The organism is Sphingomonas hankookensis, from assembly GCF_022664465.1.
Lineage (GTDB): Bacteria > Pseudomonadota > Alphaproteobacteria > Sphingomonadales > Sphingomonadaceae > Sphingomonas > Sphingomonas hankookensis.
In genome coordinates, this window is sequence record NZ_JAKREV010000001.1 from 1,048,467 (window position 1) to 1,070,427 (window position 21,961).

At 67.9% G+C, this 21,961-nt stretch carries 20 protein-coding genes and 1 riboswitch; of the genes, 7 read left to right on the forward strand and 13 right to left on the reverse strand.

The window, feature by feature from the left end:
• Positions 1-152 precede the first annotated feature (152 nt).
• The 3 genes from MF610_RS04845 to MF610_RS04855 form a co-directional block, all read right to left on the reverse strand.
• The gene (locus MF610_RS04845) at positions 153-1,421 is read right to left on the reverse strand and encodes a methyl-accepting chemotaxis protein (RefSeq protein WP_242193250.1); all 1,269 of its coding nucleotides are present in this window, start codon (positions 1,419-1,421) and stop codon (positions 153-155) included.
• Between the two features lie 80 nt (positions 1,422-1,501).
• A complete protein-coding gene (locus tag MF610_RS04850; protein ID WP_242193254.1) occupies positions 1,502-3,007 on the reverse strand; it encodes a DUF389 domain-containing protein in 1,506 nt (501 codons plus the stop codon).
• Positions 3,004-5,244, reverse strand: coding sequence for a ribonuclease R family protein (locus tag MF610_RS04855; RefSeq protein ID WP_242193256.1), 2,241 nt, complete (start codon positions 5,242-5,244; stop codon positions 3,004-3,006). The genes MF610_RS04850 and MF610_RS04855 overlap by 4 nt, the downstream gene beginning before the upstream one ends.
• Before the next feature lie 108 nt (positions 5,245-5,352).
• On the opposite strand from MF610_RS04855, the gene MF610_RS04860 reads away from it, so the two are divergent.
• Positions 5,353-5,820 carry a DUF3597 domain-containing protein gene (locus MF610_RS04860; protein WP_242193258.1) on the forward strand — a complete coding sequence of 156 codons (468 nt, stop codon included), beginning with the start codon at positions 5,353-5,355 and terminating at the stop codon, positions 5,818-5,820.
• 246 nt (positions 5,821-6,066) lie between these two features.
• On the opposite strand, the gene MF610_RS04865 is transcribed toward MF610_RS04860, so the two are convergent.
• Positions 6,067-7,599, reverse strand: coding sequence for an aminoacyl--tRNA ligase-related protein (locus MF610_RS04865; protein WP_242193262.1), 1,533 nt, complete (start codon positions 7,597-7,599; stop codon positions 6,067-6,069).
• A gap of 67 nt (positions 7,600-7,666) precedes the next feature.
• Positions 7,667-7,999 (reverse strand): hypothetical protein, encoded by a 333-nt coding sequence (locus tag MF610_RS04870; protein ID WP_242193263.1) that lies wholly within the window; start codon positions 7,997-7,999, stop codon positions 7,667-7,669.
• Positions 8,000-8,093: 94 nt separating this feature from the next.
• Between MF610_RS04870 and MF610_RS04875 the strand changes: the two genes are divergently transcribed.
• Together MF610_RS04875 and MF610_RS04880 are read left to right on the forward strand one after the other, a co-directional pair.
• Positions 8,094-8,990, forward strand: coding sequence for a DMT family transporter (locus MF610_RS04875; RefSeq protein ID WP_242193265.1), 897 nt, complete (start codon positions 8,094-8,096; stop codon positions 8,988-8,990).
• Between the two features lie 98 nt (positions 8,991-9,088).
• Positions 9,089-10,039 (forward strand): acyltransferase family protein, encoded by a 951-nt coding sequence (locus MF610_RS04880; protein ID WP_242193267.1) that lies wholly within the window; start codon positions 9,089-9,091, stop codon positions 10,037-10,039.
• On the opposite strand, the gene MF610_RS04885 is transcribed toward MF610_RS04880, so the two are convergent.
• From MF610_RS04885 to MF610_RS04910, 6 genes are all read right to left on the reverse strand, one after another.
• Positions 10,036-10,548 carry a CcdC protein domain-containing protein gene (locus MF610_RS04885; protein WP_242193275.1) on the reverse strand — a complete coding sequence of 171 codons (513 nt, stop codon included), beginning with the start codon at positions 10,546-10,548 and terminating at the stop codon, positions 10,036-10,038. The genes MF610_RS04880 and MF610_RS04885 overlap by 4 nt on opposite strands.
• Before the next feature lie 45 nt (positions 10,549-10,593).
• The gene (gene gcvPB / locus MF610_RS04890; protein WP_242193278.1) at positions 10,594-12,168 is read right to left on the reverse strand and encodes an aminomethyl-transferring glycine dehydrogenase subunit GcvPB; all 1,575 of its coding nucleotides are present in this window, start codon (positions 12,166-12,168) and stop codon (positions 10,594-10,596) included.
• Positions 12,165-13,523: an aminomethyl-transferring glycine dehydrogenase subunit GcvPA gene (gene gcvPA, locus MF610_RS04895; RefSeq protein WP_242193281.1), complete on the reverse strand. Its 1,359-nt coding sequence runs from the start codon at positions 13,521-13,523 to the stop codon at positions 12,165-12,167. Before gcvPA ends, gcvPB begins: the two co-directional genes overlap by 4 nt.
• A 190-nt stretch (positions 13,524-13,713) precedes the next feature.
• Entirely contained in the window at positions 13,714-14,085 is a 372-nt protein-coding gene (gene gcvH, locus MF610_RS04900; RefSeq protein ID WP_242193283.1) for a glycine cleavage system protein GcvH, read from the reverse strand.
• A 15-nt stretch (positions 14,086-14,100) separates the two neighbouring features.
• Entirely contained in the window at positions 14,101-15,303 is a 1,203-nt protein-coding gene (gene gcvT, locus MF610_RS04905; RefSeq protein WP_242193285.1) for a glycine cleavage system aminomethyltransferase GcvT, read from the reverse strand.
• A gap of 169 nt (positions 15,304-15,472) precedes the next feature.
• Positions 15,473-15,561: riboswitch (glycine riboswitch) on the reverse strand.
• Positions 15,562-15,888: 327 nt separating this feature from the next.
• On the reverse strand, positions 15,889-16,539 hold the full coding sequence (locus MF610_RS04910) for a hypothetical protein (protein ID WP_242193287.1): 651 nt from the start codon (positions 16,537-16,539) through the stop codon (positions 15,889-15,891).
• Between the two features lie 266 nt (positions 16,540-16,805).
• Between MF610_RS04910 and ispH the strand changes: the two genes are divergently transcribed.
• The 4 genes from ispH to MF610_RS04930 are packed head-to-tail and all read left to right on the forward strand — an operon-like array spanning position 16,806 to position 19,826.
• Positions 16,806-17,759 carry a 4-hydroxy-3-methylbut-2-enyl diphosphate reductase gene (gene ispH / locus MF610_RS04915; protein WP_242193296.1) on the forward strand — a complete coding sequence of 318 codons (954 nt, stop codon included), beginning with the start codon at positions 16,806-16,808 and terminating at the stop codon, positions 17,757-17,759.
• Positions 17,759-18,712, forward strand: a complete 954-nt coding sequence (gene thrB / locus MF610_RS04920) for a homoserine kinase (RefSeq protein ID WP_242193298.1) — start codon at positions 17,759-17,761, stop codon at positions 18,710-18,712. Before ispH ends, thrB begins: the two co-directional genes overlap by 1 nt.
• Positions 18,709-19,164 carry a ribonuclease HI gene (gene rnhA, locus MF610_RS04925; RefSeq protein WP_242193300.1) on the forward strand — a complete coding sequence of 152 codons (456 nt, stop codon included), beginning with the start codon at positions 18,709-18,711 and terminating at the stop codon, positions 19,162-19,164. Before thrB ends, rnhA begins: the two co-directional genes overlap by 4 nt.
• On the forward strand, positions 19,161-19,826 hold the full coding sequence (locus MF610_RS04930; RefSeq protein WP_242193301.1) for a spermidine synthase family protein: 666 nt from the start codon (positions 19,161-19,163) through the stop codon (positions 19,824-19,826). The genes rnhA and MF610_RS04930 overlap by 4 nt, the downstream gene beginning before the upstream one ends.
• 243 nt (positions 19,827-20,069) lie before the next feature.
• On the opposite strand, the gene MF610_RS04935 is transcribed toward MF610_RS04930, so the two are convergent.
• The gene (locus tag MF610_RS04935) at positions 20,070-20,213 is read right to left on the reverse strand and encodes a hypothetical protein (RefSeq protein WP_242193302.1); all 144 of its coding nucleotides are present in this window, start codon (positions 20,211-20,213) and stop codon (positions 20,070-20,072) included.
• Between the two features lie 125 nt (positions 20,214-20,338).
• The gene (locus tag MF610_RS04940) at positions 20,339-21,916 is read right to left on the reverse strand and encodes an aldehyde dehydrogenase (NADP(+)) (protein ID WP_242193303.1); all 1,578 of its coding nucleotides are present in this window, start codon (positions 21,914-21,916) and stop codon (positions 20,339-20,341) included.
• Positions 21,917-21,961 lie beyond the last annotated feature (45 nt).

The window sequence follows — 21,961 nt, forward strand, 5'->3', positions numbered from 1 at the left end:
GACGTTTCTCGACTTCGCTCGAAGCTGCTCGAACCAAGCGGGATGGGATGGGGAAAGGAGACTTTCCCTTACCGCTCGTCAACCTGGCGACCGCACTCGCGCCTATCGAATATCTACCCTGCCTCGAACCGGCCGGTGCACTCCCGCCCCCCTCACCTCACCGCCGCGACCAACTCCCCCGCGCGCCCCTGCAGCTGCCGGCTGAGCCCCGACAGTCCCTCCACCAGCCGCGTCAGCATCCCCGCCTGATCGCCGATCCCGTCCGCCGCGGTGGCGATGCCGCCCACCCGCGCGTCGATATCGGTGCCGGCCTCGCGCGCTTCCTCGACCCGAACGGCGATCGCCTGCGTCGTGTCGCGTTCGGCGGCGACGGCGGTGGCGATGGTCGTCGTGATCGCGCCGATCGCGGCGATGGCCGACTGGACCGCGCGCTGGCCGCCGGCGACGTCACCCAGCAGCGCGCGGGCGGTATCGACCCGGCGCGCAATGTCCCCCGCCGCAACGTCGGTCTGCCGCGCCAGCGACTTTACCTCGCCCGCCACGACTGCGAACCCCTGCCCCGCCGCGCCGGCCCGCGCCGCCTCGATCCCGGCGTTCAGCGCCAGCAGGTTCGTCTGTTTGGCCAAGGCGCGGATCAGGTCCAGCATCGCCTCGATCGTGGTCGCGACGTCGGACAGCGACTGGACATGGTCGCGATTGCGGTCGACCACCGCGTCCGCGTCATGGCGCAGCCGATCGGCCTGAGCGGTATCGCGGGTGATGCGTTCGAACGATGCGGCGAGCGCGCGCCCGCGCTGTTCGATATCGACCATCCCCAGCGCGGTCTGGTGCGCGGCGGCGGCGACCGACATCGCCCCGCCACGCGTCACCACCGCTCGCTGGTCGAGGTCCGCAGCGACCTGCCCGATCGCGACGCACGCCCCGCCGATATCGTTCGCCAGCGCCCGGATGCCCGCTTCGAAGGTGTTCGCCGCGTCCTGGATGCGTTGCGACCGGGCTTCGGCCGATGCCGATGCCTCGCTATGCCATGCGGTGGCCATCCGAAGCAGTTGCACCGGATCGAGCAGCGTGACGAACGCCCCCCGCCGCACCAGCGCCACGCCGTTGTCGCCATGCATCGCCAGCAATTCGGGCAGCGGCGTGTCGTGATCGGTGACCGTCACCGGGCGGACGAGATGCGCCACCCCGTCGCCGAAACTGGGGTTGCGGAGCAGCGCATGGCCGAACGGGTTGAACAGCAAGTCGCGCACATCGACCTCGCGCAGTACCCCGACCGGCCGGCCTTGCCCGTCGAGGACCGCCAGCAGCCGCAGGTCGTGATGCCGGCGGAACCGGTCGACGACCTCGCGCAACGTCGCATCCTGCCCGATGGTCGGGGGCCCGGCCGGCGCGGCAGGATCGAGGCGGGGGAGCGAAGCCATGCCCCGGCGATAGGTGCGGGGGGTAAACCGGGGGCTAACCGGGCGTTACACCTACGTTACAACCGACATTTTTCTGCCGTTCATCGCGTCGGCGACGCTACCGGTGCCTCCCAGGTCAGCGACAACGGCCCAGCCGACGGGCCGACGGTTGCCCGCCCGCCGCGCGTGACGATACCGTCCACCAGCGCGGTACGCTGCGCCCCCAGCCCGCCACCGACCACGATCCCCCGCCCCAGCCGCGCCGACAGCCACGCCGCATCGTCCAGTGCGCGGCCGTCGACGACGCCTCCTTCGAACGGGATCGCCGGCGGCGCATCGCCTGCCACCGGCGGCACGACCTCCACCTGCCAACCGGGTGCCGCAGCCCGCGCCCGCGCCTCGATCGCGCGATAGCCGCGTGGCGGCAGGCCGGGCAGCTCGGCAACGGGCGTACGGACGGTGCGGCTGGCATCGTCGGCCTGCATCGCGTCGACCGGTGCGCCGGTGACCAGCGCGACCTGTGCCAGCACCCGTTCGCGCGCCGGGCCAAAGGTCGCACCGGCGCGTTCGTTCACCTTGGCGATCTGTGCCGCTTCGGTCGCCTGCTGGTCGGCCGAACTCCGGATCTGGTCGACATGCAGGTCGAGCCGGCGTTCCAGCCGCTGGCCCAGCTGTGTCGCCAGCGCCGTATCGGCGCGGGCATCCAGCTGCGGAGTCAGCACGACGGCGCGCACGCGCATCGCGTTGCGGTCGTAGGTGATTTCCAGCTGGCTCAGCCGCGCCTCGTCGGGAAAATGCGACAGGATCGCGCTGCGGACCTGCCGCTGCGCCAGCGATTCGAACGCGATCTGGCGCAGCGCCGCCATCAGCGGCACCGACAGCGCCAGCATCGCCCCGACGAACAGCACGATCTGGAACGTCGTATTGCGCGGCGTCAGATGCCGGCCAAAGCCATAGATGCGCGCCATCGCCGCGGCGGTCAGCGCGATGGTGATCAGGTTGGTGAAGAACAGCAGCAACGCCCCGCCCGCGACCGTCGCATTATGCGTGGCGATACCGAAGCCGACGACGCACAGCGGCGGCATCAGCGCGATGGCGATCGCTACCCCGACGACCGTCGCCCCCCGCCCGCGGATCAGCGCATAGGCACCCGCGATCGCCGACAGGAACGCGACCAGCAGGTCGAACAGCGTCGGGCGGGTGCGCCCGGCAATCTCGCTGGTGATCGTCTGGATCGGCGACAGCGCGACCAGCGCCGCCGACAGCCCGACCGCCAGCCCCGCGCCGATCGCCAGCGCGATCAGCGACTTGCGGATATCGGGCACGTCGAGCACCGCGATGCCGAACCCCAGCCCGATGATCGGCATCATCAACGGTGAGATCAGCATCGCCCCGATCAGCACGGCAACCGACGGCATCAACAGCCCCAGCAGCGACAGCGCCATCGACAGCACGATCATCAGCCCATAGCGCGGCGACCACCCCGCTTCGTCCGCGACCTGTCGCAGCACCGCATCATGATCGACCGATCCGATGACGTTGATCCGCCACCAGCGGCGAAACCGTCCCCGGCGGCTGCGCGATCCGGCGGGTACCGCGACGTTCAACGCTTGCGTCCGTTATGCCGGATATTCGCCGGCCGCCCACGGCGTTTCAGCACGCGCGGCGGCGGCCCCTTGCGCCGGTCGCCGCCGCCGGCCGATCCCTTGCCGTCGGGCAGTTCGAAGCGCAGCGCACCCGATACCGGGTTGGCCTCCGCGAGCCGCAGTTGCAGCCGCTGGCCGGCGCTGAACGTCTCGCCGCTGTGATCGCCGATCAGCGATTGCGAGCTTTCGTCGAAGCGGAAATATTCGGTGCCGAGGTCGCGGGCCGGGACCAGCCCGTCGCCGCCCACCCCCTCGACCGTCGCGAAGAAGCCGAACGATGCGACACCGGTGATCCGCGCCTCCATCACCGTGCCGACATGCTCCGCCAGATAGGCGGCGACATAACGGTCGACCGTCTCGCGTTCGGCCTCCATCGCGCGGCGTTCGAGACCGCTGATCGCCTCGCCCACCCGCTCCATATTCGCGGCATCGTCGGCCGGCAGCGCACCGTCGCCAAGCTTGTAGGCACCGACCAGCGAACGGTGGACGAGCAGATCGGCATAGCGGCGGATCGGCGAAGTGAAGTGCGCGTAACAGCCGAGGCTGAGGCCGAAATGGCCATGGTTCTGCGGGCCGTAAAATGCCTGTGTCTGGGTACGCAGGACCTGCTCCATCACCTGCGGCTTGAAGTCGGCATCGCCGATCCGCGCCAGCACATGGTTGAACGTCGCGGGCCGGATCACTTGCCCCAGCGCGAAGGGTACGTCGAAGGTTTCGAGATAGTCTTTCAGCGCCACCAGCTTCTCGCGCGTCGGCGGTTCGTGGACGCGGTACATGACCGGCGCCTTCTTCGCCTCCAGCGCCTTGGCGGCGGCGACGTTGGCGGCGATCATGAAATCCTCGATCAGCCGCATCGAATCGAGCCGTTCGCGCGGGGCGACCGACAGGATGCGCCCCTTTTCGTCCAGCACGATCCGCCGTTCGGGCAGGTCGAGGTCGAGTGGTTCGCGCGCCGCCCGCGCCTTCGCCAATGCACCCCAGCAGTCCCATAGCGGCTTCAGCGCGCCGTCGATCAGTTCGCGCGGCACCGGCGCATCTTCGACGCCATCGATCGCCGCCTGGGCGTGTTCGTAGGCGATGTTGGCGGCAACGCGGATCACCGCGCGCGTGAAGCGCCAGTCCTTGAGCTTGCCGTCCTTCGCGATGGTCAGGTGACAGACCAGCGCCGCGCGGTCCTGCCCGGCCTTCAGCGAACACACGTCCGCCGACAGGATTTCGGGCAGCATCGGCACGACCCGGTCGGGGAAATAGACGCTGTTGCCGCGTGCCCGCGCCGATTTGTCGAGGTCGGAGCCGGGGCGGACATAGAAGGACACGTCGGCGATCGCGACGATCGCCTGCCACCCGCCGGGATTCTCCGCGCTATCGTCGGCGCTTGCCCAGACCGCGTCGTCATGGTCGCGCGCGTCGATCGGATCGATCGCGACGATCGGGAGATGGCGCAGGTCTTCGCGATCATCGCCCAGCGGATAGGCCGCGACCTTGCGCGCCTCGGCCAGCGCCTCTTCCGAAAAGACGTCGGGAATGCCGTGCTTGTGGATCGCGATCAGCGAGAAGCTGCGCGCTTCGAACGGATCGCCCAGCCGTTCGACCACCCGCGCAGTGATCCGCGGCGGACGGCCACCCAGCGCCGCCAGAACCAGGTCGCCCGGTGCCGCGCCGCCCGCGTCGGACACCGGCACCTCGCGGCGTTCCTTCTTGTCGACACCCTGCAGCCACAGCTTGTCACCCTCGGCCCGCAGCACGCCCAGCACCGCATCGGCCGCGCGGTCGAGCTTCTTCATCGGATACGCGGCCCAGCCTGCCCCCGCCTCCTCGGTCCGAGCCAGAATACGGTCACCGACGCCCAGCGCACTGCGCCGCCCGCGTTCGCGTACCCGCACACGCGGCGGCGGGGTTTCGGCTTCCCACCGCTCGGGCACCGCCCACACATTGCCGCCGTCATCGACATCGGCGACGCGCAGCACCGTCACCTTGGGCAGCCCGCCCATTTTGTGAAACGCGCGGCCGGGGGCGCTGTCGATCAGCCCCTCGTCGGCCATGTCCTTCAACAACGCCTTCAGCGAAATCTTCTGCTGCGCCGACAGGGCGAAGGCGCGGGCGATCTCGCGTTTGCCCGCCGGGGTGTCCGACGACTGGATGAAATCGAGGATCTGCTCGCGGGTGGGCAGGCCGGGCGGCGTTTTGGTGCGTACCATCGGCAACGACATAGGACGCCCCGCGCGTCAGACCAATGGCAAACGCCCAAGGGACCCGAACCGCACCCCGCCCGTTAGCGGCCCAGCAACTTCGCACGGGAGACGACCATGGGCATCTTCGAACGCATCAAGACGCAGATTTTCGGCAAGGACGGCGGCCCGTTCGGCGACAATTATTTCGGCCAGAAAAAGGACGCGCCGGCACCGCAGCCAACGCCTGCCCCGGCCCCGACGCAGCATGCCCCGACACAGCATGCCCCGGCACCCGCCACCCCGGCACCCGCACCAGCGCCTGCCGCGCCCGCCGCACCGCAGCCGGTCGATCCGATGACCGCGATCGAGCGCATCGCCCAGCAAAAGGGCAACCCGAACCTCAATTGGCGGACGTCGATCGTCGACCTAATGAAGCTGCTCGACCTCGATTCCAGCCTCGACAACCGCAAGGAACTGGCGACCGAGCTCGGCTATACCGGCGCGAAGGACGGCAGTGCGGAGATGAACATCTGGCTGCACGCCGCGGTGCTGCGCGAACTGGGCAAGGCCGGCGGGCAGGTCCCGGGGAAGTTGCAGGATTAAGGCGCGGGCTGACGTCGGCGTACCCCGGCGCAGGCCGGGGTCCAGTCGGGGGACGCCGGTGACTTAGAACGATTGGCCCGAAACTGGACCCCGGCCTCCGCCGGGGTACGGCGACGGATCGGCCGATGTCTTCCCCACCAACCACTCGTACCCCCGCGCAGGCGGGGGTCCAGAGCCGCAAGTGTTGGCGTTCGTGGCTCTGGATCGCCGCCTGCGCGGGGATACGCCCTCCGCATCAGCTCCCCGTCAATACGCCCGCCCGATCAGCACCCGTTCCACCGCCGGCGTGCCGGTGAACACGCATGGTCCGTCATCGCATCCGGTCTGTCCCAGCGGGGCGTTGCGGATGGTGAGCTTCAACCCCTTCAACCGCTGCACCACCGCCTCCAGCGCGTCGCCGGTCGGCTTCGACCAGCGGACATCGACCCAGCCGGGGTTCTTCACGCCCGCGGCGAAATGCGCTTCGACTCCGGCCCAGTCGTCGACCGGCACGATCCGCTCCCGCAGCTTCCCGGTCGACTGCGCCAGCAACGTCGCCTGGATATCGGCCAGCACGGTGCCGACGTCGCCGATAAACCCGTCTTTGGCGACGATCGCGCTGTCGAGCTTGCCGTCCTCACGGTACAGCCGGTCGCGCCGCACGACCGAGACGTTGCCGCCCGCCATGTCGCGCCCGCCAACCTCGATGATGATCGGCGCGCCCTTCTTGACCCAGCCCCAGCGCTTGGTTGCGGCCTTGGCCGGCTTCAGGTCGAGCAGCGCGCGCACCGGTTCGCCCAGCGCCGTCTGCTTGGCCAGCGCCGCCTGCAATTCGCGGCAATAGGCGATCAGCGGTTCGTCCTCGGGCGCGTCGCGCAGCATCGGCACGATCACGACCTGCCACGGTGCGATCGCCGGCGGCACGCGCAGGCCGTCATCGTCGCCATGCACCATGATGACCCCGCCGATCATCCGCGTCGACACGCCCCAGCTGGTGGTGTTGGCGTGTTCGAACTGCCCCTCGGCGTTCTGGAAGCGGATGTTCTGCGCATGCGCGAAATTGGTGCCCAGGAAGTGCGAGGTGCCCGCCTGCAACGCCTTGCCGTCCTGCATCATCGCTTCGATGCTGTAGGTCGCGACCGCGCCGGGGAAGCGCTCGTTCTCGGGCTTCTCGCCAGCAATGACGTGCAGCCCGAGACAGGTTTCGGCGAATTCCCGATAGACTTCGAGCATCTTCAGCGTTTCTTCGCGCGCCTCCTGCGCCGTGGCATGGGCGGTATGCCCCTCCTGCCACAGGAACTCGGCGGTGCGCAGGAACATGCGGGTGCGCATTTCCCAGCGGACGACGTTCGCCCATTGGTTGATCAGCACCGGCAGGTCGCGCCACGACTGCACCCAGCGCGAAAAGGCGGTGCCGATCACCGTCTCGCTGGTCGGGCGCACGACCAAAGGCTCTTCCAGCTTCGCTTCGGGGTCGGGGGTCAGCCCACCCTTGCCGTCCGCGATCAGCCGATGATGCGTGACGACCGCCATTTCCTTGGCGAAGCCGTCGACATGCTCGGCTTCCTTTTCGAAATAGCTCAAGGGGATGAACAGCGGGAAATAGCAATTCTCGTGCCCCGTCGCCTTGATCCGGTCGTCGAGCAGCCGCTGGATCCGCTCCCAGATGCCATAGCCCCATGGCCGGATGACCATGCACCCGCGTACCCCGGACTCCTCGGCCAGATCGGCCTCGGCGATGACGGCTTGATACCAGGCGGCGAAATCCTGTTCGCGCGTGACGTTGAGAGCATGCTTCATGGGCAGGGGCGATAGCGGGAAACGGGGCGGTTCGCCAAGCGCGGATGCGCCGGCGAACCATCGATCGCTACCGGTACAGGATCGCCGCGATCACCAGCCACGGGACGATGCCGAGCAGCGCCCACCACAGCAGCGCAACGCGAGGACGCGATCGACGCCCATCCCCCATGTCGCGCCGGTCGGCGGCATGGAGCGTCACGACGTCATATTGGCCGGACCGGTGCATTTCCTTGTCGTACTTCATCCCGTCTTCCACCTGCTGGCCTTCATCGCATTGTTTTGACGTCGCTTTCTTGTCGAACCGCTGACGGCACCGCCGGGCGATCTGCGCGAAAGACGCGAGGTGCATCGGACGGCATCGAAGCGCCGCCGCAGATGCCGGCCGGGTCGCGACGGTCATGGTTAGCGATTCCTTGCCGAGCGCCGCTGCGTTCCGTCCTGACTATGTGGAGCCGGGGTGGCATCGCGGCCGAACAGACTGTAGGGGCCTGCCCATGCCCGGCGACCGTATCCTCCGGGGGTTGGCGCTGCGCCTGCTCGCGATATTTTTCCTGTCCACCATGTCGGCGTTGGTGAAGCTCGCGGAATCGCGTGGCGCCTCGCTGCCCGAAACGATGTTCTATCGCCAAGCGTGCGCGCTGCCGATCGTGCTGGGGTTCGTCGCCGCGGGACCGGGGCTGCGTTCGCTGCGCACCACGCGGTTCAAGGGGCACCTGACGCGGTCGATGATCGGGCTGGTCGGCATGGTCTTCACCTTCGGCGCCGTCATGCTGCTCCCGCTGGCGGAGGCGACGACGTTCCAGTTCACGGTGCCGATCTTTGCGACCCTGCTGGGCGCGCTGGTGCTGCGCGAACCGACGGGGTGGCAGCGGTGGAGCGCAGTGCTGGTCGGCTTCGTCGGGGTGCTGATCGTGGCGCAGCCGGGCAGCTCGCACGTGCCGCTGTTCGGCGCGTTCGTCGGGTTGATGGCGGCGCTGTTCGTTGCACTGGTCGCGATCGCGCTGCGCCAGTTGCGTGACGAGCCGGCCGGGACGACCGTCTTCTGGTTCTCCACGCTGACGCTGCCGTTCATCGCCACGGCCTATGCCTTCGACATCCGCTCGCACGACTGGCTGACGTGGCTGAACCTCGCCGCGGTCGGCGTGGTCGGCGGCATGGGACAGATCGCGCTGACCTCCGCATCTCGCGCCGCCCCGGTCGCCGCGGTCGTGCCGATGGACTATTCGGGACTGCTCTGGGCGACCGTCTATGGCTTCCTGCTGTTCGGCGTGCTGCCGACGCCGATGACGTGGGCAGGCGCACCGATCATCATCGCCAGCGGGTTGTTCATCGTGTGGCGCGAACACCGCCTCGGCCGGCAGAAGATACGCTCGATGGTCGAGGAGGACTGAGCGCGTTAACCCGGCTTTGACCGCGCTCATTCCAGAATGCGCCGGTGGAGCCGATACCGATCCCCCCTACCCCGCACCGTCTACGCGAGCTCGACGGGTTGCGCGGCATCGCCGCACTGGCGGTGGCGCTCTATCACTATAGCTATTTCATCCAGTTCATGGTCCCCGGTACCGCGCTGCCATCGTTGCAACTGCGCTGGGGGTGCGACGGGGTGAAGCTGTTCTTCGCCATTTCCGGTTTCGCGATGCTCGCCACATCGCAGCGGACGCGCGACCTGACCGAGTTCGCGTACGCCCGCGCGTGGCGGTTGCTGCCCGAATATTGGGTGGCGATGGTTTTGACCGCGGCAATCGCGTGGATCTTGGGCCCGGCGCGGTTGCAGGTCGATGCGCTCAACTGGCTGGCGAATCTGCCCCTGCTCCAGAACTGGACCGGCGTGCCGATGGTCGACGGCGTCTACTGGACGTTGAACATCGAAATCCTGTTCTACACCCTGATCGCAATCGCATGGCGGCTTGGGTGGACCCGGCGGGTCGATCGGCTCGTGCTGGGGTGGATGGCGCTGCGGCTGCTCTGCTGGTTGCTGCCGATGCCGGGGTGGATGCAGGAAGTGCTGCTGATCGACGACGCGCCCTATTTCGCGATCGGACTGATCGGTTGCTCGATCTGGCTGGGATCGGCGCGCTGGATGCAGCAGTTGCCGCTGGCCGCCGCGGTGATCGCCGTCACCGCGCTGACCAGCGATCGCCATGGGACCGGACTGGCGATCGTTATCGCGGTGCTGTTCTTCGTCGTGGCGCAGCACCGGGCGCGCTGGCTGGCGCATCCGGCGCTGCTATGGCTTGGGGCAATTTCCTACCCCTTCTACCTGCTCCACGCGGTGATCGGCTATGCGATCATCGCCCGGTTGCAGGCTCTCGGGCTGAGCGCAGACGGCGCGGTGCTGGTTGCGCTGGCCTGCACGATCACCCTGGCCGCCGTAGTCGCATGCGCCTTCGATCGCTGGCGTCGGCCAACGCCGTCGGCATTGCGTCCCGCTATCGCCTAGACCCTGCGCACCGCGGCCAGCATCGCGCGGGCGCGGACGAACATCTCGACCCGCTGCGCCACCACCAGCCCCCAGGCGAGCGCCACGAAGGCATCGGTGACGGTCGCCGCGTTCAGGTGCAGCATCGTCGCGCCGCCATGTGCCATCGCCTGCTTCAGGCCGGTCCGCACCAGCAGCAGCGCGACGATGAACAGCAACGCGGCGGGTGACGGGCGGTGGTTCAGCCGGTGGGTGGCCGGATCGACCTCAATCCGCATCAGCCGCCCGCGTTGCCAGCCGAGCACCAGCCCGGCGCCCATCGCGACGGCACACACCGCCCAGCCCCAGCCGGCGGGCGGAAAGCTGTAGAACAGGCCGCCTGCGACGACCGTGATGATCGCTGGCATGATCCACAGGGTTTCCAGCCGGAGCAGGCGCATGTTCTGCCCCCGCCACCAGCGCAGTCCGACGACCAGCGCGACGATGGCGATCGGCATCAGCGTGGGCAGCCAGCCCGTTTGTCCGTTCATGGCAAGTCCCCCGCCCCGCCCGGTGATCGGACGGGGCGGGTGCGATTATTCGGCGGCTTCGGCCACCGGCGCAACGCTTTCCTTCCACGCCAGCACCGGCTTGCGCGCCGCCAGCGTTTCGTCGAGGCGCCGGCGCGGCGCGAAGTGCGGCGCGGACTTCAGCGCCGGATCGCCCGCCTTGGCCCGTTCGCCGACCGATTTGAGCGCGCCGATGAACTGGTCGAGCGCGGCCTTGCTCTCGGTCTCGGTCGGTTCGACCAGCATCGCGCCGTGGACGACCAGGGGGAAATACACCGTCATCGGGTGATAGCCCTCGTCGATCAGCCCCTTGGCCACGTCGAGCGTCGAGAAGCCCTCCGCCAGGTTCGAATCGCTGAACAGCGCCTCGTGCATGCACGGCCCGCTACGGCCGAACGGCGCGTCGAGCGTGTCGTCGAGGCTGCGCAGGATATAGTTGGCGTTCAACACGGCGTCTTCCGAAACCTGCTTGAGGCCATCGGCGCCGTGGCTGAGGATGTAGCTCAGCGCGCGGGTGAACATGCCCATCTGGCCATGGAACGCGACCATCCGGCCGAAGCTGTCGGCGTGATGCTCGCCCGCCGTCTCTTCCTCGACCAGCACGAACTTGCCGTCCTGCTGCTCGACGAAGGGCAGCGGGGCGAACGGGGTCAGCGCCTTCGAGAACACTACCGGCCCCGACCCCGGACCGCCGCCGCCATGCGGCGTCGAGAAGGTCTTGTGCAGGTTGATGTGCATCGCATCGACGCCGAGATCGCCCGGCCGCACCCGGCCGACGATCGCGTTGAAGTTCGCGCCGTCGCAATAGACGTAACCGCCCGCCGCATGGACCGCGTCGGAGATTTCCTTCAGGTCCCGCTCGAACAGGCCGCAGGTGTTCGGGTTGGTGATCATCACCCCCGCGACGTCCGGACCCAGCCGGTCCTTGAGCGCCTGCGTATCGACGCGGCCGTCGGCGGTCGCCGGAATGTCCTTGACCGTGAAGCCTGCAAAGGCCGCCGTCGCCGGGTTGGTGCCGTGCGCCGATTCAGGCACGAGGATGACCTTGCGATGCCCCTCGCCGCGCTTCTCCAGCGCCGCCTTGATCGCGAGGATGCCGCACAACTCGCCATGCGCGCCGGCCTTCGGGCTCATCGCGACCGAATCCATGTTGGTCAGCGTCACCAGCCAGTGCGCCAGCTGGTGGATCACCTCCAGCGCGCCCTGCACCGTGTCGACCGGACCTAGCGGGTGGAGATCAGCGAAGCCCGGCAGGCGCGCCATCCGCTCGTTGAGGCGCGGGTTATGCTTCATCGTGCAGCTGCCCAGCGGGAACAGCCCGAGGTCGATCGCATAATTCTGCCGCGACAGGCGGGTATAATGACGCACCGCTTCCGGCTCCGACAGGCCGGGCAGGCCGATCGCGCCCTTGCGGGCATGGCTGCCCAGACGCGACGCGACCTTGGGAGCTTCGTCGATATCGACGCCGGTCGTCTCGTTCGAGCCGATCTCGAAGATCAGCGCCTCTTCCAGCATCAGCGCGCGATTGCCGGTGAAGGTCGTCTGCGCCGCTTGCGAGGCATCGCCCATTTCGGGACGCCAGCCGCTCTGGTTCACGCTCATGCCAGTACCTCCGTCAGCGCCGTCGCCAGCGCCTCGATATCTTCTTCGGTCACGGTTTCGGTGACCGCCACGACCAGTCCGTTCGCGAGGCCCGCGTCGTTCGGATAGAGCCGGCCGAGCGATACGCCCGCCAGCACGCCGCGATCAGCGAGTTCACGCACCACCGGCCGCGCCTCGGTCGGCAGCTTCAGCGTGAATTCGTTGAAGAAGCTGTCGTTGACCAGTTCGACGCCCGGCACCTGCGCCAGTCGGTCGGCGGCGGCGCACGCCTTGGCATGGTTGACCTCGGCCAGCTGCCGCAGCCCCTTTTCCCCCAACAGCGTCAGGTGGATCGAGAAAGCGAGCGCACACAGCCCCGAATTGGTGCAGATGTTCGACGTCGCCTTTTCACGGCGGATATGCTGTTCGCGGGTCGACAGCGTCAGCACGAACCCGCGCTTGCCCTCGGCATCGACCGTCTCGCCGCACAGCCGGCCCGGCATCTGCCGCACCAGCTTTTCAGAGCAGGCGAACAGGCCGACATAGGGACCGCCGAATTGCAGCCCGACGCCGATCGACTGCCCCTCGCCGACGACGATATCGGCACCCAGATTGCCCGGCGCCTCGATCGCGCCCAGCGCCACCGGCTCGGTCACCACCGCGATCAGCAGCGCCTTTACGGCATGCGCCGCGTCGGCGATGCGTTGCAGGTCGGGAATGCGGCCGAGGATATCGGGATACTGCACGACGACGCACGAGGTATCGCCATCGATCGCCGCGATAATCGCATCGTCATCGCTGGCGGCGCTCAGTTCCGGCAGCGAGGTCGCCAGCACGTCGCCGGTGAACTTCGCCATGGTCTTTGCGACCGAGACGTAATGCGGATGCACCCCGCCCGAAAACACCGCCTTCGCCTTGCGCGTCACGCGACGCGCCATCGTCACCGCTTCCCAGCAGGCGGTCGAGCCGTCGTACATCGATGCGTTGGCGACGTCGCAGCCCAGCAGCCGGGCGACCTGGCTCTGGAATTCGAACAGCATCTGCAGCGTGCCCTGCGCGATTTCCGGCTGATAGGGCGTGTACGCCGTCAGATATTCGCCGCGCTGGATCAGGTGATCGACGCTGGCCGGCACATGGTGGCGATAGGCGCCGCAGCCGAGGAAGAACGGCACCGACCCCGCCGCGACGTTCTTTGCCGCCAGCGCCGACAGATGCCGCTCGACCGCCAGCTCGCTGGCATGGTTGGGCAAGCCGGGCACCGGCCCGTCGAGCCGCGCGGCTTCGGGGACGTCGACGAACAGGGCGTCGATGCTGTCGGCACCGATCACGGACAACATATCCGCGCGGTCGGTCGGGGTCAGGGGAAGATAGCGCATGATGGTCCTTGTTGGTCCGCCGGGGGCGGGCCGGAAATGCCAACCGCCACCCCCGTTCGTCCTGAGTAGCCATTGAGCTTGTCGAAAGGGCGTATCGAAGGATCGTTTGTGGCAAGGTGCTTCGATACGGGTCTTCGACTGCGCTCAACCCCTACTCAGCACGAACGGGGGGCGGGTGATCGCAGGTCGCTTACAGTCGCGCGACATACGCCGCGTATTTCTCTTCATCCATCAGCTCGCCCAGCTCGCTGTCGTCGCGCAGCGTCAGCTTGAAGAACCAGCCACCGCCTTCGGGGTCTTCGTTGACCAGCGCGGGGTTGTCGGTCAGCGCGGCATTGCCCTCGATCACAACGCCCGATGCCGGGGTGTAGACGTCGGAGGCGGCCTTGACTGATTCGACCACGGCGGCATCGTCGCCCTTGGTCAGTTCGCGGCCATCGGCGGGCACGTCGACGAACACGATGTCGCCCAACTGGCCGGCGGCATATTCGGTGATGCCGACCGTCGCGACTTCACCGTCGACTTCGATCCACTCATGTTCCTGCGTGAAAAAACGACTCATCGGGGCAACTCCCTCTTAACGGACGTAACGATGGGGGACGAACGGCATCGGCACGACGCGCGCCGGATGCAACTTGCCGCGCTGGCGCAGGGTGATCGCCCCGCTTTCCGCCAGCGCCGGCGGACAATAGGCCATGGCGATCGGCGCCTGGACGCTGGGCGCGAAGCCGCCCGAGGTGACGTGGCCGACGACACTTCCGTCGGCGTCTACGACTTCGGCACCCTCGCGCACCGGCTGGCGCCCGTCGACGATCACGCCGATCCGCTTGAGCGCGGGGCCAGCGGCGCGTTCGGCAAGGATGCGCTCGGCACCGGGGAAGCCACCCTCTTCACGGCGACGCTTCGACAGCGCGAAACCCAGATCGGCGGCGACCGGGGTCGTGTCGGGGCTGAGGTCATGGCCATAGAGCGGCAGCCCGGCCTCAAGACGCAGCGAATCGCGCGCCCCGAGGCCGATCGGCTTCACCTCCGGCTCGGCGCAGATCGCTTCGGCAAAGGCAGTCGCGGCGTCCTCCTGCAGCGAAATCTCATAGCCGTCCTCGCCGGTATAGCCCGAGCGGCTGACCCACAGCGCGTGGCCGTTCCACGCGAAGCTACCTGCGGTCATGAAGGTCAGCGCGGCGACGCCCGGCACGATGCGATCGAGCGCATCGACCGCCTTCGGCCCCTGCAACGCCAGCAGCGCGCGGTCGTCGAGGTGGTTGAGCGTGATCTCGTCGGCGAGGTGTTCGCGCAGATGGCCGATATCGTCATACTTGGTCGCGCCGTTGACGACCATGTAGAAGGCGTCGTCGCCCGCCGCCGCGTCCATCGGGAACGGGATACCCGGATCAGCCGCATCCAGCCGCGTGACCATCAGGTCGTCGAGGATGCCGCCCTGTTCGTCGAGCAGCAGCGAATAGCGCATCTTGGCGGGCTTCAGGATACGCAGGTCGCCGGGCAGCAGCACTTCGAGGGCAGCAGTCGTATCCGGCCCATGGATCACCAGCTGGCCCATATGGCTGACGTCGAACAACCCGGCGCTGTCCCGCGTCCACAGATGCTCGGCCATGATGCCTTCATACTGGACCGGCATGGTATAGCCCGCGAACGGGACCATCCGCCCGCCCTGCGCACGATGCCATGCATCGAGTGGCAAGACCTGCGGCGGCAGTTCCTCGACCGGATCGGTGCCGTCGGCGCGCAGTTCGTGGGCGGGTTCGGGGGCAATGTCGCTCATGGGCCGCGTCCTTCGTGCATGGGTCAAACGACGGACGCACGGGCAAGCGCCCGTCTGCGACCATCGCCCCCTCTGTCACGGAACCTGAGAGCTTTCGCGAGGACCTTGGCCCTGCTTACCCCTTCGGTGGTCCGACCGGTTCGGCCGCGACGCTTTCCAGAGTATCTTGTGCCACCGCGCGGTCCCTGTTGCCTGAGAGATTCCGGGGCGGTTGCTCCTTCGGCGGCGGATCGCTCCGCACTCTCCCGCGCATGGCGTCGGCTACAAGCCTTCGATGCGCGAAGCTCTGGCTCGGAGGCCGGGATTAGTCAATCGGGAAAGCGGTGTGGGCGAGCGGACGGATACGCCCGATGCTCCAACAAACCTCGTCATCCCGCCGTAGGCCGGGATCCATAGATACGGGCCGTATCAATGGAGCTGCGACGTCACCTGTTCGTGGATCCCGGCTTGGGCCGGGATGGCGGGTTCTGAACTACCACACCAACTCGTCATTCCCGCGAAGGCGGCAATCCATAACCGCTGACGTTCGAGCAAGAGTCGCTGCCTTTGCGTGTATGGGTTCCCGCCTTCGCGGGAACGACGAATTCAGCGCGTGACATTGTACCGCAGCTGCTCGTCGGTCAGCTGGAAGCCTACCAGCGCCTCGAACGTCGCCGACAGCACCGCCTGGCGCACCGCCGGATCGGACAGCGGATCGATCGCTGCGTCCTGGTCCCCGGGCTTGCGGCGGCGGTTGATCTGGTTGCGGGTTTCCTGCGGCAGCGTTGCGGCGGCGCGGTCGACGATCGCGGTGCCCTGCCCCTGCGCCGATGCCCGCGCTTCACCCGCCGCGAAGCTCAGCGTGATCTGGCCCACCCGCTTCGACACGACCTGCGTGCCCCCGCGCACGACCGACACAAAATAGGGCAGCGTGACCGTCCGCGCGGCGTCGGTGCGAATGCGGCGGGCCTGTACGTCGAAGGTCAGCGCGCTGTTGATCGTGTCCGTCCCCTCGACACAGGTCGCGCGGACGTTGGTCAGCGTCGCGACGACGTCGATCGCCTTCGCATCGCGGCTGGCGGGCGGGTCGAACAGCGTGATGTCGCCGGTCCCGGCCGGCACGCCCGCGACCGGACAGGCCGACCGCACCGCCGAAATGCCGACGCCCTGCGTGACGTCCAGTTCGCCGGTGCGCTTGCACCCCGACAGCGCCACGAGGGCGAGAGTAGCGACGGCGGCGGTTTTGCGGAGGGTCACGGAAATCTGTACCTTATGCACGGGTGCGGCGATGCCGCGCCTCCTGATCGTCACGCTTCATAGGAACCGGCTTTCGCGCGTGCAAGCAATCGAGTCGCTTTCGAGATGGGCGGTGCCAGCCCGCTCCCCCACCCGGCGCCCCAAGCAAGTATGCTGAATGGGTGGTCGGGTGGGGGAACGGGCTGGCACCATCGGGCACGGGCTACCGTGCCCCCAAACCCCACACGACTTGGCCTGCCCGTCAACAAGCTGTAAGCGCATCGGCCATGACCGACACCCAGCGCTCCGCCATCGAACTGTTGATCGCAGCCCCGCGCGGCTTTTGCGCCGGGGTCGATCGCGCCATCCAGATCGTCGAGCTGGCGATCCAGAAGCATGGCGCCCCGGTCTATGTCCGGCACGAGATCGTCCACAACAAGTTCGTGGTCGACTCGCTGAGGGCCAAGGGAGCAATCTTCGTCGAGGAACTGGACCAGGTGCCCGATGGCGTGCCGGTCGTGTTCTCCGCCCACGGCGTGCCCAAGTCGGTGCCCGCGGCGGCGAGCGAGCGCGGCCTCGAATATCTCGACGCCACCTGCCCGCTGGTGTCGAAGGTCCATCGCCAGGCTGAACGGCTGGTGGCATCGGGCCGCCACATCCTGTTCGTCGGCCATGCCGGCCACCCGGAAGTCATCGGCACCTTCGGACAGGTACCTGCCGGCCAGATGACGCTGATCGAAACGGTCGAGGACGTTGCGAAACTTGCCCCCGCCGATCCCGACAACCTCGCCTTCCTGACGCAGACGACGCTGTCGGTCGACGACACCCGCGCCATCGTCGAGGCGACGATCGCCCGCTTCCCGACGATCGTCGCGCCCAAGGCCGACGACATCTGCTACGCCACGTCGAACCGGCAGAATGCGGTGAAGGCGATCGCGCAGAGCTGCGACATGGTGCTGGTGATCGGCGCCCCCAATTCGTCGAACTCGGTACGACTGGTCGAAGTGGCCGAGCGCGAAGGCACCTCGGCCAAGCTGATCCAGCGCGCCGCCGAACTCGACTTCGCATGGCTCGACGGCGTCGGTACGCTTGGCATCACCGCCGGGGCGTCGGCCCCCGAAATACTGGTGCGCGAGCTGGTCGACCGGATCGCCGAACGCTTCGAGGTGACCGAGCGCGAGGTCGAAATGACGCGCGAAACCATCGCCTTCAAGCTGCCGCGCGGCCTCGAAGCCGCGTAATGGCCGTCTATACGCAGGTGTCGGCGGAGGCGCTCGCGCGCTTCCTGAGCGGCTACGACCATGGCGAACTGGTTTCAGCCAAGGGGATTGCCGAGGGGGTCGAGAACAGCAACTATCTGGTCGACACCACCACCGGGCGGTTCATCCTGACGCTGTATGAAAAGCGGGTCGATCTGGCCGACCTGCCGTTTTTCTTCGCGATGACCGATGCGCTGGCCGACACCGGCAACCCGGTGCCGCGCGCACTGCCCAACCGCGCGGGACAGGTGATCCAGACGCTGGAGGGACGTCCTGCCTGCCTGATCGAGTTCCTGTCCGGGGTGTCGGTCAGCCATCCGACGCCCGAACAGGCCCATGCCGCCGGCGCGGCGCTGGGCGCGCTGCATCGCAGCCTGCGCGACTTCGCGCCGACCCGCACCAATTCGATGGGCGTCGCAGCTTGGCCGAAGTTGTTCGCCGATTGCGCCGAACAGCTCGACACGATCCAGCCCGGCTTGCGCGCGCGGGTAGGCGATGCGCTCGACGCGGTCGTGGCGGATTGGCCGCGCGACCTGCCGACCGGGGCGATCCATGCCGATCTGTTCCCCGACAACGTCCTGATGCTGGGCGACCGCGTTACCGGCCTTATCGACTTCTATTTCGCCTGCACCGACATCATCGCCTATGACGTCGCGATCACCCATTCGGCGTGGAGCTTCGATGCGAAAGGGCAGCCGCTCGCCCCCGTGATCGGGCAGGCGTTGCTGGCGGGCTATCGGACACAGGCGTCGCTGTCGGATGCCGAGGTCGCCGCGCTGCCGCTGCTGGCGAAGGGGGCATGCCTGCGCTTCCTGCTGACCCGCGCCTGGGACTGGATCAACACGCCCGCCGACGCGCTGGTGACGCGCAAGGACCCGCTCGCCTATCTGCGCCGGCTCGACTGGTACGACGCGAACCCGACCGCGTTCGCATGACCGACACCCCCGAACTCCCCCGCGTGGAAATCGCGACCGATGGCGCGTGCAAGGGCAATCCCGGACGCGGCGGCTGGGGCGCGGTGCTGCGCGCCGCCGATGGCCGCGAACGCGAATTGTCGGGCGGCGAGCGCGAGACGACCAACAACCGCATGGAATTGATGGCCGCGATCGAGGGGCTGAACGCGCTCAAGCGCCCGTGCCGCGTGATCCTGTCGACCGACAGCCGCTATGTAATGGACGGCCTGACCAAGTGGATCAAAGGCTGGCAGAAGAACGGCTGGAAGACCGCCGCGAAACAGCCAGTCAAGAATGCCGAACTGTGGCAGGCACTGCTCGCCGCCGCCAAGCCGCACCGCATCGAATGGGTGTGGGTAAAGGGCCATGCCGGCCATCCCGACAACGAGCGCGCCGACAAGCTGGCGAGCGATGCCGCGGTGGCGCAGCGATGATCCCGCGCGTCCTGATCGACACGGCGCAGGTCCCCGGCGACAATGTCGAACTGCGCCTCGTCCAGCGTGGCGACGATTTCATGATCGTCCTCGACCGCAACGAATTGATGAGCAGCCGCATGTCGGCGTCGGAAGAAGCGCTGGCCGATCTCGGCTGCGCGCATCTGACCGGACGCAAGGGCGCGCGGGTGTTGATCGGTGGGCTGGGCATGGGCTTTACCCTGCGCCGGGCGCTGCGCATCCTGCCAAGCGATGCCGAGGTGGTGGTCGCCGAACTGGTGCTCAAGATCGTCGAATGGGCGCGCGGACCCTTGGCGCATATCTTCGACGGCTGTCTCGACGACCCGCGCGTGCGGATCGCGGTGGGCGATGTGGCGTGGGCGATCGAAGAGGGCGGCTGGGACGCGGTGCTGCTAGACGTCGATAACGGTCCGGACGGGCTGACCCATGCCGGGAACAACAAACTGTATTCGACGCGCGGGTTGCAGGTGACGCAGCGCGCGCTGCGGTCCGGCGGGGTGCTGGCGATCTGGTCGGCCTATGCCGATGTGGCGTTCACCAAGCGGTTGAAGGACTGCGGTTATGGGGTGGATGAGCAGGTGGTACGGGCGCGCGGGACCAAAGGCGCGCGGCATGTGATCTGGTTGGCCGGGCGACGGTAGGGGGTTTCACTACCCTCTCCCCTTCCCCGTTTGGTTCGAGCTTGTCGAGAACGGGGTTCCGCAGGGGTAGAGCTATCGGCAGCAAGCCACCCTCACCACCGTTCGGTTCGAGCCTGTCGAGAACCCGCCTGCCCCAAACAGGGCGTTCTCGACAGACGCTTCTCGACAAGCTCGAAGCTGCTCGAACCGAACGGGGTAGGTGGGGAGAGGTAGATACCGAGAACGGTGGTTGCACCAAACCCTTCACTCCTCCGTCCGAATCTTCACCTTGTTCGGCAAATCCTTGCCCTTGGTCCGCCGCGACGGCACCTGCACCGGATTCTTCTTCTTCCAGTCGCCCCAGCGCTTCGGGCCTTCGGGGGTATCGATGATCGTATCGTCGTCCATGGGCTCCATCCAACCGCAAAGGGGGCGGCGGATCAACGACCCGCCGCCCCCTTCTTTCCGTCCGTGCGGTGCCGATCCGCTCCCTCGGGCCGGCACCGCATCCGCGCGAGCGGATCAGACGGCGATCAACCGAGCGTCCACGCCCCGTCGATCCGTGCCAGCGCACCCTGCTGGTTCCCTTCGCGCAGCGCGTCGGGCAGCAACTCCGCCGGGAAGTCCTGATACGATACCGGCCGCAGGAAACGGTCGATGGCGAGCGTCCCGACCGAGGTCGTGCGCCCGTCCGACGTCGCTGGGAAGGGGCCGCCATGTACCATGGCATGGGCAACTTCTACACCGGTCGGCCAGCCGTTGCACAGGATGCGGCCGACGGTGCGTTCCAGCACCGGGATCAGCTTGCGCGCGTCGGCGTAATCGCCCTCGTCGATCTGCAGCGTCGCGGTCAGCTGGCCTTCGAGCTTGCTCAGCACCTCGACCAGTTCGTCGGCATCGGCGCACTTCACCACGACCGACGACATGCCGAACACTTCGTGCGCGTGCGCCGGATCGGCGATGAAGTCCTTGCCCGACACCGCGAAGATCGCCGCGCGGCCGCGGGTCGGGCCGTCCGGCGCCTGCCCTTCGCCGACCAGCGTCACGGCCGGGCTCGACGCCAGCTTGGCGCGGCCTTCCTCGTACGCCTTGTGGATGCCGTCGGTCAGCATGACCTGCGCCGGGGTGCCGAGCAGCGCATCGCCTGCGACGTCGAGGAACGCGTCCAGCTCCGGTCCGGCGATGCCGAGAACGAGGCCGGGATTGGTGCAGAACTGCCCCGCGCCCATGCTCAGCGATCCGACATAGGCCTTGGCCAGCGCCTCGCCGCGGTTCTTGAGCGCCTCGGGCATCAGCACGACCGGGTTGATCGACGACATTTCGGCATAGACCGGGATCGGCTGCGGACGGTCCTGCGCGACCTTCATCAGCGCGGTGCCGCCGCTGCGCGATCCCGTGAAGCCGACCGCCTGCACGCGCGGATCGGCGACCAAAGCGGTGCCGATCGTCTGCCCCGCGCCCGACACCATCGAGAACACGCCATCGGGCATGCCGGTCTTTTCCGCCGCCTTGATGATCGCCGAGGCGACCAGTTCGGCGGTGCCCGGATGCGCCTGATGCGCCTTCACGATCACGGTGCAGCCCGCCGCGAGCGCCGACGCGGTGTCGCCACCGGCGGTCGAGAAGGCGAGCGGGAAGTTCGATGCCCCGAACACCACGACCGGACCGACCGGGATCGTGCGCAGCCGCAAGTCGGGCTTGGGCACCGGCGCCCGCGCCGGATCGGCATGGTCGATGCGCAGCCGCTGCCACGCGCCGTCGCGCACTTCCTTGGCGAACAGGCGCAGCTGGCCGCAGGTGCGACCGCGCTCGCCGGTCAGGCGCGCGACCGGCAGGCCGGTCTCGCGGCTGCCGCGTTCGATCAACGCGTCGCCCAGCCCCTCGATCTCGTCGGCGATCGCGTCGAGGAAGCCGGCGCGCTGTTCCAGCGGCAGCGCGGCATAGATCGGGAAGGCTTCGGCCGCGCGCGCACAGGCGGCGTCGGCGTCTTCCTTGGTGCCCTTCGAAAAGCCCTCGCCGAACAGCGCGCCGGTGGCGGGGTCATAGGCCTGGAACAGATCGTCGCGGGCAACCCGCTTGGATCCCAGGAACAGTTCGCCGGTGATCGTCATGTGCATCCTCTTGGGCTGATGGCGTTGGCAATCAGATAGGCACTG

What these genes read in the sequence shown, in the direction of transcription:
- gcvT (WP_242193285.1), bottom strand. Translation starts at nt 15,303, where the DNA reads ATGAGCGACATTGCCCCCGAACCCGCCCACGAACTGCGCGCCGACGGC.
- MF610_RS04860 (WP_242193258.1), top strand. Translation starts at nt 5,353, where the DNA reads ATGGGCATCTTCGAACGCATCAAGACGCAGATTTTCGGCAAGGACGGC.
- MF610_RS04870 (WP_242193263.1), bottom strand. Translation starts at nt 7,999, where the DNA reads ATGACCGTCGCGACCCGGCCGGCATCTGCGGCGGCGCTTCGATGCCGT.
- gcvPB (WP_242193278.1), bottom strand. Translation starts at nt 12,168, where the DNA reads ATGAGCGTGAACCAGAGCGGCTGGCGTCCCGAAATGGGCGATGCCTCG.
- MF610_RS04885 (WP_242193275.1), bottom strand. Translation starts at nt 10,548, where the DNA reads ATGAACGGACAAACGGGCTGGCTGCCCACGCTGATGCCGATCGCCATC.
- ispH (WP_242193296.1), top strand. Translation starts at nt 16,806, where the DNA reads ATGACCGACACCCAGCGCTCCGCCATCGAACTGTTGATCGCAGCCCCG.
- thrB (WP_242193298.1), top strand. Translation starts at nt 17,759, where the DNA reads ATGGCCGTCTATACGCAGGTGTCGGCGGAGGCGCTCGCGCGCTTCCTG.
- MF610_RS04875 (WP_242193265.1), top strand. Translation starts at nt 8,094, where the DNA reads ATGCCCGGCGACCGTATCCTCCGGGGGTTGGCGCTGCGCCTGCTCGCG.
- MF610_RS04865 (WP_242193262.1), bottom strand. Translation starts at nt 7,599, where the DNA reads ATGAAGCATGCTCTCAACGTCACGCGCGAACAGGATTTCGCCGCCTGG.
- rnhA (WP_242193300.1), top strand. Translation starts at nt 18,709, where the DNA reads ATGACCGACACCCCCGAACTCCCCCGCGTGGAAATCGCGACCGATGGC.
- MF610_RS04845 (WP_242193250.1), bottom strand. Translation starts at nt 1,421, where the DNA reads ATGGCTTCGCTCCCCCGCCTCGATCCTGCCGCGCCGGCCGGGCCCCCG.
- MF610_RS04855 (WP_242193256.1), bottom strand. Translation starts at nt 5,244, where the DNA reads ATGGTACGCACCAAAACGCCGCCCGGCCTGCCCACCCGCGAGCAGATC.
- gcvPA (WP_242193281.1), bottom strand. Translation starts at nt 13,523, where the DNA reads ATGCGCTATCTTCCCCTGACCCCGACCGACCGCGCGGATATGTTGTCC.
- MF610_RS04935 (WP_242193302.1), bottom strand. Translation starts at nt 20,213, where the DNA reads ATGGACGACGATACGATCATCGATACCCCCGAAGGCCCGAAGCGCTGG.
- MF610_RS04940 (WP_242193303.1), bottom strand. Translation starts at nt 21,916, where the DNA reads ATGACGATCACCGGCGAACTGTTCCTGGGATCCAAGCGGGTTGCCCGC.
- gcvH (WP_242193283.1), bottom strand. Translation starts at nt 14,085, where the DNA reads ATGAGTCGTTTTTTCACGCAGGAACATGAGTGGATCGAAGTCGACGGT.
- MF610_RS04930 (WP_242193301.1), top strand. Translation starts at nt 19,161, where the DNA reads ATGATCCCGCGCGTCCTGATCGACACGGCGCAGGTCCCCGGCGACAAT.